Here is an 18,622-nt window from a genome sequence, read left to right as displayed (position 1 = left end):
ATACATCTACAATGCAATTCCTCGAACTCGTCCTCAAAAACTTCGGCCCCTATGCAGGCACCCAAACCATCAATCTCCGCCCCGAAAAAGACGGAAATCCCTGCCCAGTCATTTTATTTGGCGGCATGAATGGCGGCGGCAAAACCACCCTCATGGACGCCATTCGCCTCGCCCTCTACGGTGGCCGCGCCCAATGTTCCACCAGAGGCAATTTAAGCTACAGCGACTTTCTCAATCAATGCGTCAACCGCCACACTCCCCCATTAGAAGATACCCGCGTCGAACTAACATTTGAACAAGTCCAAGACGACAAATTAACTCAATTCAAAATAGTTAGATACTGGAAAAAATTAGATATCAAAGACAACCTAAGCATTCTTATATACAGCGAGATAGTCAGTGATTGGTGGTCGGACAAAGCAATTACTAACACTTGGGACGAATACATCGAAACCCTTTTACCCGTCGGAATATCCAACCTATTTTTATTTGACGGCGAACAAGTAAAAGAACTCGCCGAACTCGAAACACCGCCGGAGTTCGTCGTCGGGGCGATTAAATCTCTTTTAGGTTTAGAATTAGCAGAACGCCTCGCCGTCGATTTAGAAATATTGGCCGGCCGCAAGCGGAAAGAAATTGCTGGCAAAAAAGACTTGGCTGCTTTAGAAAAAATTGAACAAACTTTTAAGAAAATTACTGATGAAATAGAGTTAGCTAAGCAAGAACAAGCCAGCTTTAAAAACGAGTTAGATAAAGCTCAAAAAAATCAGCAACAAGCATCAGAAAAATTTATCTATGAAGGCGGGAAGATTGCCGCCGATCGCAGTCAGCTAGACAGCAAGCTAAATGACTACAGAAATCAGGCAGACAAAACCCGTCAAGCCATGATGGAATTGGCATCAAATACGCTACCACTAGCCTTAATTTCGCCATTGCTAAGTGAAGCAAAAATTCAAGCAGAAACAGAAGCCAGCCAGCAGCAAGCAAAGATTGCCCAAAATGTTATCAAACAAAGAAGCGATCGCCTTCTCAACTATATTGCGGAAATCTCCTTAAATCCCCAACAGCTAGATAAAATTCAAGACTTCATCCGCCAAGAAAACCAAGAACTCGAACAGCAAGCCGGAACAAACGTTCCTCCCTGGATGAACGCCGATAACAACAGCATCCAGCAACTAGAAAACCTCCTTAGCTACCAAATCAAAGCCCAGCAAATTCTAGCCCGCGATCAAATAGAAGAAATCAAAAGCATCGAAGCAGAAATCGACTTTACAGACAGACAACTCGCAGCCGCCGCTTCGCCCGAAGCCTACGAAAAACTAGAAGAAGAAGTCAGGAAAGCCCAAAAATCAGTCGCTATCGCAGCCGCAGCCTTGGAATCAGCCAACCGCCGCGTCGATGAATTAGAGAGAGAATTAGCCAAAAACCAAAAAGAACTAGAAAACTACAGCAGCGAATACATCACCATCAGAAACAGCCAACACGTCATCGCTTCGATCGCTAAAGCCCAAGCTACTCTGAAACTCTTTAAAGAAAAACTCACCCTCAAAAAACTCAATAAACTCGAAATAGAAATTACCGACTGTTTCCGCTACCTGTTGCACAAAACCGACCTCGTGCACAGAGTTGCGATCGACACTCAAAGCTTCAGCCTTTCGATTTACGATCCAGAAGGCAAACCGGTACCCAAACACCGACTTTCAGCCGGGGAAAAACAATTGCTGGCGATCGCCTTTTTGTGGGGATTGGCTAGAGTATCCGGGAGACAATTGCCAGTGGCAATCGACACTCCCTTGGGCCGCCTTGACTCCTCCCACAGAAACAACCTAGTGGAACGCTATTTCCCCTCGGCCAGCCACCAAGTCATCCTGCTTTCTACCGACACGGAAATTAGAAAAGTAGAATACGAAAAACTCCAAGAATTAGAGGCGATCGCCCACAGCTACCTCCTCAAATACGACTCCGCCAAACACCAAACCACCGTCGAAAAAGGTTACTTCTGGGAATAAAAATTCGCCCTAAAAAATAGCCACAACTCCCTTGACTTTGCTGGGGAGTTGCGGTATTATGTATATAATAATGGGATGGTTGTGAAAATTTTATTTTTGCTAGTATCCGATTATATAGGATAAATCCTACTAGAAATACAATACCAAAAACCGCCGATTTAATCAAGCCCGCGCCGTGTAAAAATTTGTTAATGAACCGCAGATGATGGCAGATGAGCGCTGATGAACGCAGATTTGATTTTACATTGTAGCAGAAGGTGATTTTTGGTAGAGTTTTGGATGTGGGATTTTTGGAACCGCAGATGAGGGCAGATGAACACGGATGAACGCAGATTGGAACTTAATGAGATTACGGAAAAAATTATTGGGTGTGCTTTTAAGGTTGGGAATAGGTTGGGTTACGGATTTTTAGAGAAAGTTTATGAGAATGCTTTGGTTTATGAACTGCGGAAAACAGGAATGTTGGTTGAACCTCAGTTTACAGTTTATGTCCATTACGAAGATATAATTGTTGGGAAGTTTGTGCCAGATGTGTTAGTGGAAAGAGCCGTGCTTGTAGAACTCAAAGCTATCAAATCACTGGGTGAAAGAGAAACAGCACAGTGTCTCAATGTCATAAAAGCTACAAAAATAACCATCTGCTTGCTAATTAATTTCGGCAACCCCAAAGTAGAAATTAAACGAATAGTCCACAACTTCTAAACCGCAGCCCCAATCTCATGCTATCATCTGCGTTAATCCGTGTTCATCTGCCCTCATCTGCGGTAACAAATCATCAACCTATGGAACCACCAGTCGATCGCATCCGCCTCTCCCAAACAGGCAAAGACCAACTATCAAAACTGAAACGATCGACCAAAATCGATCAGTGGAATATTCTATGCAGGTGGGGATTTTGCCGATCGCTCGCCGAGCCCAGCATCCCATCCCCAGTACCAATTCCCAGCGACAGCAACGTCGAATTAAGCTGGGATGTCTTCGGCGGCGACATGGCCGATATCCTAATAATGGCCCTCAAGCAGCGCTGTTATCAAGACAATTTAGGCACAGAAAAAGAAACTCTAGCCAAACAGTTTCGCCTGCACTTGCACCGAGGGATTGGTTATTTGGCGGGCGATCCGAATATTAAGAAAATCGAAGACTTGGTGGCGATCGCTTTATCGCCTGAAAAATTAAGAAATTAACTAATTGTTGACAGTTGACAGTTGACAGTTGACAGTTGTTATTAGCAGGCCCAAGCTAGCAACAAATAAATAACCAATAATCAATGACTTCTTATTTCACTAAAAGCGGGAAAAAATGACCTACTGGGCCTTGGCCTTCCCCAATATCCAAAGCATATTTGAGAGCATTAGTCACATAATCCTTAGCCAATGTTACCGCTGTAAACAAATCTTTCCCCAAAGCTAAATTAGCGGCGATCGCAGCACTCAAAGTACAACCAGTCCCGTGAGTATTCCCAGTATCAACAGTCTCAACCTGCAAAGTCTCCAACCGCGTACCATCAAACCAAACATCAATTCCCCGCAAATCTCCCGCCATCCCGCCGCCCTTCACCAAAACAGCTTTCGCACCCAAACGATAAATCTGCTGCGCTGCCGATCGCATATCGTCTAGAGAAACAATCTCTAAACCGCTCAAAATTTGAGCCTCAAACCGATTCGGAGTCACGACAGCAGCCATTGGAATCAAAATATCCCGCAAAAAGGCGATCGCCCCCTCATCAATCAATCGATCGCCCGATCGTGAAACCATCACCGGATCGACAACCAAATTCCCTATTCCCAAAGTCTCAACCTGTGAAGCCACAGCCGCCATAATTTCCCGATTTAGCAGCATCCCAGTTTTCACAGCATCCACCCCAATATCCCCAACCACCGCCTCAATTTGAGCCGCCACAGCCTCAGCAGACAAAGCATCCACCCGCATCACCCCCAAAGTATTTTGAGCCGTCACGCAAGTCAAAGCACTCGTACCGTGCACGCAGTGAAACGCAAAAGTCCGCAAATCCGCCTGAATTCCCGCCCCGCCGCCACTATCCGAACCAGCCACAGTCAAAGCCACAGGAATCTTCGATTTAATCATCTTTTTTGCAACCGCAGATAAACGCAAACAAACGCAGATAAATCCCATCTTATCCGCGTTCATCAGCGCTCATCCGCCCACATCTGCGGTTACAAAATCCCATCTTATCCGCGTTCATCAGCGCTCATCCGTCCACATCTGCGGTTACAAAATCCCATCTTATCCGCGTTCATCAGCGCTCATCCGCCCTCATCTGCGGTTAAAATTCTCCAAACAAAATTAGCTATGATTAAAACCAATGTAAAGAATTATTGCAAACAACTGTGAAAATCACCCGAATCGACCTCAACTCTTGGATTTTCCACATCTGTGGCCAAACCATCCTCGTCGATCCCTGGCTGGTCGATCCGCTCGTATTTTACGGTCAACCCTGGCTGTTCACCGCCTACCACAACACCCCCGTCGCCTTCACTCCCAGCACCTTACCGCCGATCGACCTCATCCTAATTTCCCAAGGATTAGACGACCACTGCCACAGGCCAACACTCGAATTGCTCGATCGTACAATTCCCGCGATCGCCTCACCCACCGCCGCCAAAGTCCTCAGCAGTTTAGGCTACACCAATATCACATCTTTAGCAAATTGGCAAGACTTGAATTTTAAAGAAAAGTTACAAATAACCGCCGTACCCGGAGCCGAAATTGGGCCCGGACAAGAAGAAAACGGCTACTTGCTCAAAGATTTAAGCAGCGGCGAGACACTTTATTACGAACCGCACCTGCCACCATTAGAAAAAGTCAAACAGAAAATAGACACAGTAGACGTAGCCATCGCCCCAGTCATCGGTCAAATATTCCCATTCCTCGGACAAGTCATCATCGGGCCTTCGGAAGCCATCAGCCTCGCCCAAACACTGAAACCTCGGTTTTTTCTGCCTACAGCGGCGGGAGACATCCGAGCCACAGGCATTTTACCAATGTTAGTGCGATCGATCGGCAGCATTCCCGAATTTCGCGATTTACTAGCAAAATCCGGCCTCTCCACCCAACTCCTCGAACCCGAACCAGGCCAAACCTTGGAGATTTTGGATTTTAGATTTTAGATTTTCGATTGGGGATTTTCGACTGGAGATTTTCGATTTTTTAGATTGGAGATTGGAGATTGGAGATTCAACCCAAAATCCAAAATCCAAAATCTAAAATCTAAAATCTAAAATCATCTTGGCGGGCGACGGTTACGCAAAAACTCAGGAATATCCAATCCCAAATCCTGCGGCGGTTTCGCTTTCGGATCGGGCGTCTGTTGAGCAGGAGTCGTCGGCACAGTTGCAGCCCGCCAAGGAGCATTAACATTTTGCGTCCGCCCCGGAGTCGGAGGCGAAGGAACTTCCCCCGAAAAACCAGTAGCGATCACAGTAATCTTAATTTCGCCCTGAAGCCGCTCGTCAATTACCGCTCCAAAAATAATATTGGCATTCGGATCGACAACCTCGTAAATCGTCTCAGCCGCCGCATTCACTTCGTGCAGCGTCATGTCAGTACCGCCAGTGATGTTAAACACCACACCTCTAGCGCCCTCAATAGACGAAGCTTCCAGCAGAGGCGAAGAAATAGCCTGCATCGCAGCCTCCCTAGCCCGCGACTTGCCAGAACCCACGCCGATGCCCATCAAAGCCGAACCCGCATCTGCCATTACTGCCCGCACGTCAGCAAAGTCAACATTCACTAAACCGGGAATAGTAATAATGTCAGAAATACCCTGAACCCCTTGGCGCAGGATATCGTCAGCAACTCGAAAAGCCTCTTGTACCGGCATTTGTTCGGAAATCACAGACAGCAGCTTGTCGTTAGGAATCACGATCAGCGTATCCACCCGAGTTTGCAAAGCCGCAATTCCTTCCTCAGCTTGGCTGGTGCGCCGCCGTCCCTCAAACGTGAAAGGCCGCGTCACTATCCCTACAGTCAAGGCGCCCATTTCCTTAGCGACCTCAGCCACGATCGGAGCCGCGCCCGTGCCGGTACCGCCGCCCATGCCGGCTGTGATAAATACCAAATCCGCATGATTCAGAGCATTAGCAACCTCGTCGCGAGATTCCTCCGCAGCCTTTTGACCGATCGCCGGATTGCCCCCTGCCCCCAAACCGCGCGTCAACTTCTGTCCGACTTGCAAGCGTTTCGGAGCATTTGAGAGAACCAGAGCTTGGGAATCTGTATTCACGCACCAAAACTCGACACCAGAAACCTCGCTAGCAATCATCCGGTTAACGGCGTTGCCCCCACCGCCGCCGACGCCAATTACTTTGATTTTGGCGGCACTGCTGGGCATTATGTCTTTGGGATTGACCATAGGATCGATATCAATACTATCTACATTTACATAACCAGACTTGCGTCTAAAGGGATTGGCGGAATCTGCAGCCACCGGAAAATTTTTTACTTCTTCCGAAGGGGGACTGTCTTGGTCAGACCCCTGTCTATTATTAAGCTTCATTAGAGTCGGGGATAGTAGATTACAGCTTTTTAACTAAACGCCAATTCACAATCAACTATAGGCTAAGTTGCGCGAAAAACTAACACTGGTCGATGCTTAATGTTAGCAATCTCGGATTTGGCAGACCTCGCTAGCCCAGACCTCGCTTGACGCCATCCAGGTACTTGACCGGATTAAGGCAGTTGTAAGCAAGGCAGAAGGAAAAAAAATGGATACTAGCCTCAGAGGCATCGGGATGGAAAGAAAAATTAGATTTTTTTTCCCGACTCGATATCAAAAAACAGTCCTTATTTCCAGTGCTGCGTATTGATCCTGATGGCTAAAAATTCTGCCGTCCGATCGATGCCTTCTACCTTTTGTTGACAGAGGATCAATTTCGGGCGCGAGTGGGTGCCGGAGTTGAACTCTCCAAACTGCCGGGTAGTTCGGGCAAATGGACGATCGGCGAAGCAGGATTTTTTAAGTCAATGTAGGCTATTTTGCTTGAATCTAGCTGTTTTGGCAATTGTCGCATTCGGTCTAAAACCTTAAGTTGCTCCGCAGTCCTGGAACTGTAAGGCCCTAAGTGTACGGTACCGATCTCTGTTTTCAAGATCAAGTTGTTCGGGTTTTGCCAATTAATCTCAAACACTTTCACCGTCAAGCCGCTGAGTCCTTGGTAAAACTTCGGCCAAGAGGCGCGATACTGTTCCAAAGGCCCAATGACTTTTAAAGTGGGCAAAGAACGCTGAGGCTGCGTTCCCGGAATGCTGCCGGGCCCGATCGAACTATTCTGCGATCGTGCAGCAGTATAACTATCCGACGGCATCCAACCTCCGCGAGCGTCCAGCCACCCCACTTTTTCCTTGTCACTGTTCGATCTCAACACCGTATTCGGCTGGGCCACCGCCACTGGCAGGCGTTCTGCCACTTCTATAGTCAAACTTGGCGGAAACAAGTTACGAGTCACCTTCGCTTGGGCTATGGGCCCCGTTGACTCCAGCTTTTCGGCCAGGGCCTGCGGTTGAATCCCCCACAGCGACTGCGGGTAAGACAGCGGCACCAAAGACCGCACCGCCTTATCCGACAGCCACTGATTGCCCTCCACCTTCACTTGTTCCGATCGGGCAATCAACCAAGCCGGCTGAGCAATCCACCACAGCAAACCTCCAGCGATTGCGCTCGCTGCTAGCATTTGCCACACAACAGCCGCCAATCGAGCGCGCCTCTGCTGCCGCAACTTTTGGCGCCTGCGCCCTAACTCTGTTTGAGAAACCGCTCCAAAACTAGCCATCTACGTCTTGACAATATAGGAATTAAGGATTAGCACAAATTCAAAACTGTTTAATCTCTTTCTCTTGAACCCTGTTTTCCCCTACCATTTAACCAGATCCCCGCAAATTTACCCATACTCCTGTTGATATCAGTAATATCACTGATCCCGCTCAGTAATAAAAAATTATTAATTAAAAATTCTCAATTCCAGCGCCGGGAAAACCCCTTACTAGATCAAGGTTCTTTGGGTATTTAGGGCATTACCCCACAGGGCAAAAGGTTACAAATCAAACTAAACTCAACTAAAGAAAGTTTAGACTTTCGATTAACTTTTTTAACTTTTATTCGGCTTCCATTGTGATCGCACTCGAATTAGACAGATTCTATAAAGCCTGCAACCCCAGCAAGACCCTTGTTGCGGGAGACCCAGGGGATTATCAATACTACATTGATTTTGGTTCCGTGCGTGGCGGCAAAATCATTGAATCTTTACAGCGAACCATTACCCGCATCTCCCCCAACGAGCCAACCTGTCAGCTATTTACAGGACATATCGGCTGTGGCAAATCTACGGAATTGTTTCGGCTGAAAGCTGAGTTAGAGCAAGAGGGTTTTTGCGTCGTCTACTTCGAGTCTTCCCAAGACTTAGACATGGGTGATGTAGACATCAGCGATATTTTGCTGAGCATTGCGCGCCAAGTCAGCGAAACTATGGAATCGGCTAAAATCAAACTCAGACCGAGCTATTTCACCAATCTGTTTGCAGAAGTGGCAGAATTTTTGCAGACTCCCATAGATTTGTCAGCGGAAGCCGAGTTATCTGTAGGCATTGCTAGAGTTACTGCTAAAACTAAAGACTCTCCCAAACTGCGATCGCAACTTAGGCAATATCTCGAACCCCGCACCAACAGCATTTTGCAGTCGATCAACGAAGAACTCCTCGACAAAGCTAACGCCGAACTCAAGCAGCAAGGCAAAAAAGGGCTCGCAGTCATCGTTGACAACCTCGATCGCCTCGACGCCTCCCTCAAACCCAGCGGACGCACCCAGCCAGAATACTTGTTTTTAGACCGCGGCGAACAGTTGAAAAAACTTAATTGCCATGTCGTCTACACGATTCCCCTCACTTTGATTTTTTCCAACGACTTCGGCCGCCTCGCCAGTCGATTTGGAGTCAAGCCCAAGGTGATGCCGATGGTACCAGTGCAAGTGCGATCGGGCGAAGACCACCTCGAAGGAATGGCACTGCTGCGGCAGCTAGTATTAGCTAGAGCTTTCCCGAAAGTTGCTCCCGATCAACGCATTGATTTGATTTCCCAGGTGTTTGACTCTCCCGAAACTTTAGATCGGCTTTGTCGGATTAGTGGCGGTCACGTTCGCAATCTACTGATGCTTTTGTATAGCTGTTTGCAGCACGAAGACCCTCCCTTCTCTCGCGAATGCCTCGAAAGCGTCATTCAAGAATATCGCGATGACCTTTTGGGAGCCATCAATGACCTGGAATGGGAATTGCTGTTTCAAGTCGTCAAGCGACAAAGTGTAACTGGCGAAGAAGAGTCTCAAATCTTGTTGCGAAGTATGTTTGTCTTTGAATACCGCGATCAAGAAGGTCGTTGGTTTGGGATTAATCCAGCCCTAGCAGAAACCAGAAAATATAAGGAGTGGCTGCAGCGCACTGAAGCAAAATAGTTGGGATTTTTGAGATAGCTTCGTGACTCTAAGAACCCTTAATCACCAGGAAATTAGAAAGTATTTAACTGAAAATTCATCGCTCACAACTCCGAAATCTTACAATTTAATAAAGACATCAGTCAGCGGTTTTTGCCACTGGCTGATTTCTGTTGAATGCTGGCTATAGGCGGTGAATGTTATTGTCGTGTACAACTTTGCCACCACTAAGGACTTTCCCCACTCTCAACTCTCATATCTGCAATGTCATACCCCCTATTTCTGTTTTTACCTGTTGCTCTTAATTTCACATAATCCCATCCCGGACGACATTCTTTTTTGCGGTTGTGTTAAATGCCTGCTACAGATATATCGGAGTTGTTTACTAATAGCTAGCCGTCGGTATGATCGTGAACTTAGCAGTTGGCTATTTATGATCTGTAGTCTTTTATGTATAGCTGAATAAAAATATCTAAGATAACCTTAAAATTTTATTGGGAAGTCTAGCATTCTCTGAGATTGAGAGGTATGATATCTTTACATTGGATCTAATAACTATGTAAGTATTGATAGAACAAGTAGGAAAAACTACGTATTTATACAGAGATAAGGCGTCAGACAGAGACGGCGCTGTCTAAGTAGATACGCTTTCAGTCACGATTGGCGAGCGTTAGGTAATTGATTAATGCAAAAGAGGTGCACGCATGACCGATCTAATTAAGGTACAAGAAACTGCCAACTACAACGAGCGATCGCTCAAAACTCTGGTCAGGTCAATCACAATGTCTCAACACCAATTCTCGCTAATTTTGGTGCGCTGCAACTACAAGCAGTTGCGCCAGCAAATAGCGCAGCGGCTGCGAGAAGTGTCCCCAGTTCCAATTCAAGATATCGTCCTGCCAGCTTCAGTCAAAACCCTTTACACTACTCTGCAGGCAAGCACTTTCCAAGAGGGGTACTCGTCTGTGGTTTCTGCCTCGGCTTTGATGGTATTTGGTTTAGAAACAGTAGTAGCGATCGACGAACTGATGGCTTCTACCAATCAAGTGCGAGACGAGTTTCGCAAAAATTTTTCCTGCCCAGTGATTTTGTGGGTAACAGATGACATCGTGACCAAAATGATTCGTCTGGCCCCGGATTTCAAAAGTTGGGCCGCAGCCACAATTAAATTTGAAATGGGCGTTGACGAATTAATTAATTTTCTCGCTAGGCGAGCCGATACTATCTTTAAAATAGGCGAACTCAATCAAGAACTCGCCAGTAGCAACGTCAGCACCATCGCTAATTGTGAGACCTGCGAAAGCCAGTGCGAAAAAAGCGACCTCGATCGCGAAATCAGCCCTGGAGAACGCTTTCTAACTTTTAACTCACGGCCACAAAACCGACGACAATCAGATGTCCACTCCTATTCGCCATTGAGTCCGGGCAATACCTTCGATTTGGCGATCGGCTCTTTGCCACGCCGAGAACTAGAATTAGCTTTAAGAGATTTACAAAATCGCGGTGAAGAATTAGAACCCGCCCTCAAAGCCAGCCTGCAATTCGTTCTCGGTCGAGATTACTATGTCAGCGACCAAACCGAAACTGCCTTAATTCACTACCAAGAAAGTTTAGTATTTTGGCAGCAGAAAACGGGCAACTGGGAACTAGCAAACTTGGAACATTCCGAAAACCCAGAAACCTTCTCCTCCTTGTCGAATCCTGTCCCCAAAATTTTATTTTTAGAGAGAGAAGGCATAGTGCTGTTTCACATAGCCCTGTGTCACCGCTTACAAGCAGCCAGAAACCCGGTAGCCAACCGCCAGCACTGGGAACAAGCGTGGATTAGCCTGGAAAAATCTAGAAACGCTTTCTCCCTTGCCTCACGCCCGGAATTGGTAGCTGAGGTGACAGCACACCTCGGAGAAGTGCTGCAGCGCCTGAAAGCTTGGGGAGAGTTGCAAGCATTAGCTGAAAATTCTTTGCAGTTGCACTTCACTTACGGTACTCCCAGCCAACTAGCTCAAGATTACGGCTTTTTGGCTGAAGTTGCCCTGCAAGAGTCGAGGTGGAGTCAAGCCCGCCAACTAGCCGAGTTGGCTTTGGCGATTTTGGATCAAACGCCTAATGATTTGAGATTGTTGATTGAAGATTTGAGATTGGGCTTTGAGGGAAATTATCCAGAAATTGTGGGTTCTAACGAGTTAAGTAACGAACCCAAATCTAAAATCCAACATCCCAAATCCGACAGGAGTTCGTATCTTTTACTTTTAGCCAGAAGTTTGCGACAGCTAGGGCAGTGGGAAGCCGCGGTTCATTCTTTGGAGTTGGCTCAATCTCAAAGCGAGCCGAAGTACGACCCCCGACTTTACATCGATATTTTGACGGAATTGCAAGCGGTTTATTTCGAGCAGGGAGAGTATCTTAAAGCGTTTCGGATTAAAAAAACCCAGCGTTCGATCGAATATCAATACGGATTTAGAGCTTTTATCGGAGCCAGCCAATTGCAGCAGCAGCGCCAAGCGGTCAATCCTTCAGGCCCCTCAGCTCAAAACCAAGCTGCCATCGCAGCCTCCATGACAGCTTACTCGCGGCAAACAGATATCAATAGCTTGCTAGAAAGAATTAGCAGGGACGACCATAAATTAACTATTATTCACGGGCCCAGCGGAGTCGGGAAAAGTTCTCTAGTCAATGCCGGCTTAGTACCAGCTTTGAAAAATATTACTCCGGGCGCGCGCGATACATTGCCCGTAGTAGTCAAAGTTTACACCGACTGGTTGGTAGAGTTAGAAAATGCTTTGAACAGCGCACTGTACGACAAACAAGCCGAAGAGGAAAGTAAATTAATCTCGAAAGGACTACAGGAAATCCACAAAAGAAGTTGCTCGGTTATTCCTGCTCGCAGCTCGGAAGTCTCTTCTTTTATTATAGAGCAGTTGCGCGAAAATGCCACAAATAATTTGTTGACTGTGCTGATTTTCGATCAATTTGAAGAGTTTTTCTTTGTTTCGACTTCAGTGGCACAAAGACAACTTTTTTATAATTTTTTGCGTTTGTTTTTGAATTTGCCTTATGTCAAAATAATTCTGTGCTTGCGCGAAGATTATTTGCACTACTTACTAGATTGCGATCGCTTCCCAAATCTTGATGCTATTAACAATAATATTCTCGACAAAAGCATCCGCTACCAACTGCGGAGTTTTTCTATCAAAGACGCGCGGGCTGTCATCGGACACTTAACAGAACGGGCAGAATTTTATTTAGAGCCGGCACTGATCGATGCCTTCGTAGAAGATTTAGCAGACGAACTGCAAGAAGTGCGACCAATCGAATTGCAGGTAGTAGGAGCGCAACTGCAAGAAGAAGGTATTACCAGTCTAGCACAATACCAGCAGTTGGGGGACAATCCCAAAGCGGAATTAGTGAAACGATCGCTCGAAAGAGTCATCTCTGACTGTGGACCAGTTAACGAAGACGCAGCTTGGAAAATCTTGTTTTCTCTGACAGATGAAAGAGGCGTTAGACTGATAAAAACCAAACACGAACTCTCGTTAGTTACAGGTCAGCAGCCAGTCGATGCCCGCGAAACCGAATTATCGGCGATCGGCAGAAACAGAATTTCCCTACAGCGACAGTTCGCCAAAGACCCTGAAAGCCTACCAAATAAAACCGACAACCTCGACTTAATTTTAGACATTTTAGTTGGTCATGGTTTGCTATTTCTGCTACGGGAAGCGCCCGAAGACCGCTATCAATTAGTACACGACTATTTAGTGCGACCGATCCGCCAAAGATTCGGCTTAGAAGCCAGACTGCACAAAGCAGAAGCAGACAAAAAAATGAGTCAAGTACAGCTCTACCGAGCCAATACTTTTCTCAAACAACTGCTGGGATTAGCAGTGATCGGCGTCATGCTGCTAACCAGTTCCACCATCGCCGCCGTAAACTTTTGGTGGCGGGCTGTGGGTCAAAAACAGCTAGCTGTCGCTCAAACTCAGCGAGCGGAAATCAGTACCCTGACAGCCGCTTCTGAAGCACTTTATTTCTCAAACAACAAATTTGACGCCATGATGGAAAGTTTGAGAGCTGGTAAAAAGTGGAAACAGATCGAACACTCCCAACAAATGTCTACTCTCAAAGACACCGAAATTCTGATTTCTGCCGCCCTGCAGCAGGCAGTTTATGGAGTTAAAGAACGCAACCGCTTGGAAGGACACGGCGATGTAGTTTGGGGTCTTAGCTTCAGTCCAGACGGCGAAACAATAGCTTCTTCCAGTGTAGATAAAACAGTCAAACTTTGGCGGCGCGACGGCAGTTTGCAGGCAACTTTCAAAGGCCACACTAACAGTGTCTCCTGTGTGGCGTTCAGTCCCGACAACAAAAGCATAGCCTCGGCAAGTTTAGATAAAACTGTCAAAATTTGGCAAAATGACGGCAGTTTGCTGGCAACTTTCAAAGGGCATACTAATAGCGTTACCAGCGTTGCTTTTAGCTCGGACGGTCAAACGATCGCCAGTGGCTCTACAGACAAAACTATCAAACTTTGGAAAACCGATGGCACGCTGCTGCGAACGATCGAACAATTTGCTCCCGTAAATTGGCTAAGCTTCAGCCGCGACGGCAAAATAATCGCTGTGGCGAGCGATGACGGTACTGTGAAACTGTGGAGTTCTGACGGCCGGTTGATCGCTAATTTATGGCACAGCGAAAACAAACAACCCTCGAAAATTTACACCGTCAGTTTCTCCCCCGATGGTGAAACGATCGCCAGTGCGGGTGAAGATAAAACTGTAAAAATCTGGAGCATCGCTGCACTCAAACACCCACCAACAGAAAATTCAACACCAGCTAAAAAAGGTGAACTGCTAACCACTTTGCGGGGACACAGCAAGTGGGTATTTGGTGTCAGTTTCTCCCCCGATGGTCAAACACTTGCTTCGGGAAGTGCAGACGGGACTGTCAAACTCTGGAATCTTGCTGGTGTTGGCGACAAACGCCCAACCGATGCTAGCAACATTAAACCAGAGAGTCGCTTACTGAGAACTTTTGAGGGACACGCCGATCGAGTTACTCAGGTGAGTTTTAGCCCGGAAGGCAAAACCTTGGCTTCGGCAAGTTTTGACAAAACTATCAGGCTGTGGCGACTCGATGACGTGCCGCTCAAAACCCTCGACGGACACCAAAACCGGGTGCAAGGCGTTACTTTTAGCCCCGACGGCCAAAGGCTGGCTTCTGCTTCTACGGACAAAACTATCAAACTCTGGAGTCGCACGGGAGTTTTGCTAGAAACCTTGGAAGGACACACTCAGAGAGTCGCCAGCGTCAGTTTCAGCCTCGACGGCCAGCTACTTGCTTCTGGGAGTTACGACAAAACGGTGAAAGTCTGGAGTTTGACAGAAGATGGCATGAATAATATTCTGCCTTGTCCTTCGGCTCCGCTATTCCCGTGTTCGCCTTCTGTGCTGTTCACTCTCGACGCCCACGCCGATAGCGTGATGAGCGTGAGTTTTAGCCCCGATAGCGAGGTTCTGGCAACGGCTAGCAAGGATAAGACTGTGAAACTCTGGACTAGAAACGGCAGGCTGATTAAGACTTTGACGGGACACACAGGCTGGGTGACTGGGGTGACTTTCAGTCCCGACGGCTCGATGCTGGCTTCTGCCAGCGATGATGGTACTCTCAAACTCTGGAATCGGGATGGTCGTTTGCTGAGAACTTTTGAAGGAGCTCACAACAGTTTTGTGTTGGGGGTTGCTTTTAGCCCTGATGGCAAAATGCTGGCTTCGGCTGGTTACGACAATTCGGTGAAATTGTGGAAGGTAGATGGGACTTTGGTGGCGACGCTGCTGAAGGGTTCTAGCGACAGCGTGACTAGCGTGGGTTTTAGCCCGGATGGTTTGTTGGTTGCTTCGGGTAGTTACGATCATAAGGTGAAGCTTTGGAGTCGCAGCGGGACTTTGCTGAAAACTTTGACGGGTCACAAGGATAGCGTGATGAGCGTGAGTTTTAGCCCGGATGGGAAGGTTCTGGCTTCTGCGGGCCGAGATAATCGGGTGATTTTGTGGAATTTGGATCTTGATGATTTGTTGGTGAGGGGCTGCGACTGGGTGGGGGATTATCTGAGAACTAATCCTAATGTGAGCGATCGCGATCGGGGTCTTTGTGAGGGGGTTGGGGCAAAACCAAATCGATTTTAGATTTTCGATTTTAGATTTTCGATTGGGGGATTCAGTCGATTTTCGATTTTCGATTTTAGATTTTCGATTGGGGGATTCAGTGCATTTTAGATTTTACTCACCCCCTTGATGAGCTCGATCGCTACTTTCTCCCTCTCTCCCCCCCTCCCCCTCCCCCTTTCTCAAAAACTATTTTTTCCTTCCCCTTGCTCTCGGCTTCCTGTAAAGTAAATAATTGTAAAGAAATATGAGTTTTCTCTTATCCTCTGGTTAAGACCACCAGCTAGCATTCACAATTAAGACCCGGATTATAAGTTCCTATGTCACAGCTTTTCCCGCGAAAATTTCTAGCATCTGTTGTCGCATTTTGTCTGGCTTTGTCCGTGTGGACGATCGCACCAGCAGCCCACGCTTTCAATAATCCCGATTTGTTGCCGTCAACTCAGACGCCGATCATTGATTTAGCTAAAGCCCTCACAGATATTGAAGAACAAAATTTGGCAAAAAATTTAAAGGCATTTGAAGCCGAAACCGGCTGGAAACTGCGAGTGCTGACTCAGTACGATCGCACGCCCGGTTTGGCTGTCAAAAGCTATTGGGGGCTAGATGACAAGAGTGTGTTGCTAGTTGCTGACCCCCGAGGGGGCAATTTGCTCAATTTTAATGTGGGCGACTCGCTGTATCCGCTGCTGCCGCGCACTTTTTGGGTGGAACTGCAAACCCGCTACGGTAATCAATTTTTTGTGCGGGACAATGGGGAAGATCGAGCAATTATTGAATCTTTGGAGTCGATAGAAGGCTGTTTGCGTCAGGGCGGATGCCGCGTGGTTCCCGGTTTGCCGAGGGAACAGTGGGTTCTGACGTTAATTACCTCGGTGGTTGGCGGCGTCATCTGCGGGTTTGCGGCTCAACCTCGGAAGCCGGGACAGGTTGTGGCTTGGCAGTGGGCGCTGATTTTTTCGCCGCTGTGGGGCATTCTGTTTTTCGCCTTCGGACTTGGGCCGGTGGTGACTCGGACTTCTGACTGGTTGCCTGTGGTTCGGAATGTGGCTGGTTTTGCGATCGGAGTTTTGGTGGCATTCCTGACTCCGGTGTTGGGCAAATCTTCTTCATCGTCGGAAACTTAGTTTTCAGTTGGCAGTTGGCAGTTGGCAGTTGGCAGTTGGTAGATGTTACTCACCAGTCAACAAATGACTAAAAGCTGGTAAGCTGATACCTGACAACTCAGAGGCGACAGCTATCCAACAAATGGAATGGCACGTAAGCGATGCCCAGAGTCTGGGATTAATCGATAACGAAATTGGCGACCACGGTTTTTCCGCGGCGGAGTACGAAATAGTCCGCCGCGTGATTTATGCTACTGCTGATTTTGAGTACAAGTCTTTAATTAGTTTTTCCGATCAGGCTTTGCAGGCTGGGGCGGCGGCTTTGGCTGCTCGAACTACGATCGTGGTAGATGTGCCGATGGTGCAGGTGGGCATTACGCCACAAATCCAAAGTACCTTTGCAAATCCGGTTTACTGTTCGATGGAGGCTTTGACACGCCCCCAAAAGGAAAGGACGCGGGCGGCTTGGGGGATTGAAACTTTGGCAAGACGCTATCCTGAAGGGATTTTTGTGGTGGGCCAGGCTCAAACTGCTTTGTCGGCGATCGTGGATTTGATTGAATCGGAGGAAATTCGACCGGCTTTGGTGATTGGGACTCCTTCTGGGTTTGTGGGGGTGGACGTGGCTAAGTCGCGACTGCATGATTCGATGATTCCTCACATTCGGATTGAGGGCCGCAAGGGTTCTGCGGTGGTGGCTGTGGCTATTGTTAACGGGCTGGTGGATTTGGCTTGGCAAGCTTACGGCCAAGAGGGAAACAGTTGATCGAAAAGTTAGTCGAGTTGAGATGTTAGATTGACTCGACAGATGAATCTGAAACCTGGAACTAATACTAAATTCGGTTTCAAAACCCCCTTGGTAAGACTCGGTGGTTGAAACCCATCCTAGACTTGCCTTGCGTCTCTCTCTAAGAGACTAAAAAATAAAGGGGGTATTTAGAGCCGGATTTAGGATAATTTATGCTCTTTGAAGCCTCGATTTTTATCGAGAAATAGAGGATTAATCCAAAATTTGGTAAGTTGCCGATCGCGCGTAACATGAATGTGGGCGGGTTCGCCTCGATCGGAACTAAAAAAGATGAAACTGTAGGGGCTAACCTGAAAAACCGCAGGCATTAGCCGCTATCTTGTGAATTTTGTCAGAATTTTAACCTGCACTCGCTCTTAAATTTGTGGCTACTATCAATATTAATAATCAGCGGGCGATCGCCTTTTTACATCTCTGCTTTGATTAGTGCGATCGCGGTTTTTTTTCCTACCTTTTTTAATTTGCTGGCTCATCTCGACAAACAAATCTCTGCGTAAATAAGGATAGTCGCTCACCCACACGTCACGGCTGGGAATATAAATATCTGAAACTTTGGCAATTCTGCCTAAATCTTCTTGATTTGACATAATTAACATTAAAGCAGCTTGGCCGGGGACAATGCCTTGATGATCTTTCCGCAATGGAGCTCGAAGTGTAGTAGTAAATCCGGTTTTGTCGCCAACTTCTAAGTTGATTCGTGGTTCTAGGTTGTCAACTATTACGAGTTGTCCTTTTTGATTGACTGTTTCTTCTTGACTTGTGACTTCATCTGTAATATATATATCCAAAACTCGTCCTTGCCAAAAACCGCAGTATTGATATTTGCGGCATTCTGCATTCCGCAAACTCGCCCACAAAATCGGCCCCCACAGCCAGTACAAACCAGCTATCAATCCGGTGATTAAAACTAGCGGCCCGACATCGGAACCGACGAAGTTATAAACTACCAGGAGGAAAACTACGGTGACGGCAGAGATTAACATTCGCCTCAAAAAATCGGGCGGTTTTCCCCAGATATATTTATATTGCGCTCCCGTGGCGACGGCGGGAATTAGTTCTTGAAAGGTTTCGCGGGTTAATGGAATTAGCATAATTAGTCATTT

The 18,622-nt window shown here is 47.1% G+C and carries 13 protein-coding genes; 8 read left to right on the top strand and 5 right to left on the bottom strand.

Annotation, left to right across the window (positions count from 1 at the left end):
• Positions 1 to 11: 11 nt before the first annotated feature.
• The 3 genes from dndD (at position 12) to dndE (ending at position 3,193) form a co-directional block, all read left to right on the top strand.
• Positions 12 to 2,009, top strand: coding sequence for a DNA sulfur modification protein DndD (gene dndD / locus Q5691_RS06075; protein ID WP_333344167.1), 1,998 nt, complete (start codon positions 12 to 14; stop codon positions 2,007 to 2,009).
• A gap of 312 nt (positions 2,010 to 2,321) precedes the next feature.
• The gene (locus tag Q5691_RS06070) at positions 2,322 to 2,711 is read left to right on the top strand and encodes a GxxExxY protein (RefSeq protein ID WP_333344166.1); all 390 of its coding nucleotides are present in this window, start codon (positions 2,322 to 2,324) and stop codon (positions 2,709 to 2,711) included.
• Between the two features lie 80 nt (positions 2,712 to 2,791).
• Entirely contained in the window at positions 2,792 to 3,193 is a 402-nt protein-coding gene (gene dndE, locus Q5691_RS06065) for a DNA sulfur modification protein DndE (protein ID WP_333206025.1), read from the top strand.
• A gap of 91 nt (positions 3,194 to 3,284) precedes the next feature.
• Here dndE and thiD read toward each other — a convergent pair whose 3' ends face one another.
• Positions 3,285 to 4,094: a bifunctional hydroxymethylpyrimidine kinase/phosphomethylpyrimidine kinase gene (gene thiD / locus Q5691_RS06060; RefSeq protein ID WP_333213122.1), complete on the bottom strand. Its 810-nt coding sequence runs from the start codon at positions 4,092 to 4,094 to the stop codon at positions 3,285 to 3,287.
• 263 nt (positions 4,095 to 4,357) lie between these two features.
• On the opposite strand from thiD, the gene Q5691_RS06055 reads away from it, so the two are divergent.
• The gene (locus Q5691_RS06055; RefSeq protein WP_333213123.1) at positions 4,358 to 5,137 is read left to right on the top strand and encodes an MBL fold metallo-hydrolase; all 780 of its coding nucleotides are present in this window, start codon (positions 4,358 to 4,360) and stop codon (positions 5,135 to 5,137) included.
• A 113-nt stretch (positions 5,138 to 5,250) separates the two neighbouring features.
• On the opposite strand, the gene ftsZ is transcribed toward Q5691_RS06055, so the two are convergent.
• Together ftsZ and Q5691_RS06045 are read right to left on the bottom strand one after the other, a co-directional pair.
• Positions 5,251 to 6,525, bottom strand: a complete 1,275-nt coding sequence (ftsZ, locus tag Q5691_RS06050; protein WP_190660599.1) for a cell division protein FtsZ — start codon at positions 6,523 to 6,525, stop codon at positions 5,251 to 5,253.
• Between the two features lie 370 nt (positions 6,526 to 6,895).
• Positions 6,896 to 7,798: an FtsQ-type POTRA domain-containing protein gene (locus tag Q5691_RS06045; RefSeq protein ID WP_333344165.1), complete on the bottom strand. Its 903-nt coding sequence runs from the start codon at positions 7,796 to 7,798 to the stop codon at positions 6,896 to 6,898.
• 338 nt (positions 7,799 to 8,136) lie between these two features.
• Between Q5691_RS06045 and Q5691_RS06040 the strand changes: the two genes are divergently transcribed.
• The 4 genes from Q5691_RS06040 (at position 8,137) to Q5691_RS06025 (ending at position 17,477) form a co-directional block, all read left to right on the top strand.
• Positions 8,137 to 9,468 carry a P-loop NTPase fold protein gene (locus Q5691_RS06040; RefSeq protein ID WP_333344164.1) on the top strand — a complete coding sequence of 444 codons (1,332 nt, stop codon included), beginning with the start codon at positions 8,137 to 8,139 and terminating at the stop codon, positions 9,466 to 9,468.
• Positions 9,469 to 10,151: 683 nt separating this feature from the next.
• A complete protein-coding gene (locus Q5691_RS06035) occupies positions 10,152 to 15,626 on the top strand; it encodes a WD40 domain-containing protein (protein ID WP_333213126.1) in 5,475 nt (1,824 codons plus the stop codon).
• A gap of 299 nt (positions 15,627 to 15,925) precedes the next feature.
• The gene (locus Q5691_RS06030) at positions 15,926 to 16,732 is read left to right on the top strand and encodes a TPM domain-containing protein (RefSeq protein ID WP_333082425.1); all 807 of its coding nucleotides are present in this window, start codon (positions 15,926 to 15,928) and stop codon (positions 16,730 to 16,732) included.
• A 121-nt stretch (positions 16,733 to 16,853) separates the two neighbouring features.
• Positions 16,854 to 17,477: a precorrin-8X methylmutase gene (locus tag Q5691_RS06025; protein ID WP_333152258.1), complete on the top strand. Its 624-nt coding sequence runs from the start codon at positions 16,854 to 16,856 to the stop codon at positions 17,475 to 17,477.
• A 182-nt stretch (positions 17,478 to 17,659) separates the two neighbouring features.
• Here the strand turns inward: Q5691_RS06025 and Q5691_RS06020 are convergent, their stop codons facing one another.
• Positions 17,660 to 17,827, bottom strand: a complete 168-nt coding sequence (locus Q5691_RS06020; RefSeq protein WP_333344163.1) for a DUF4160 domain-containing protein — start codon at positions 17,825 to 17,827, stop codon at positions 17,660 to 17,662.
• 72 nt (positions 17,828 to 17,899) lie between these two features.
• Positions 17,900 to 18,610, bottom strand: coding sequence for a phosphate ABC transporter permease (locus tag Q5691_RS06015; RefSeq protein ID WP_333213000.1), 711 nt, complete (start codon positions 18,608 to 18,610; stop codon positions 17,900 to 17,902).
• Between the last annotated feature and the right edge of the window lie 12 nt (positions 18,611 to 18,622).

Source organism: Microcoleus sp. w1-18aA5 (assembly GCF_036701705.1).
Lineage (GTDB): Bacteria > Cyanobacteriota > Cyanobacteriia > Cyanobacteriales > Microcoleaceae > Microcoleus.
The sequence above is the reverse complement of the archived record's forward strand: the minus strand, read 5'-3'. Positions and strand labels throughout refer to the sequence as shown.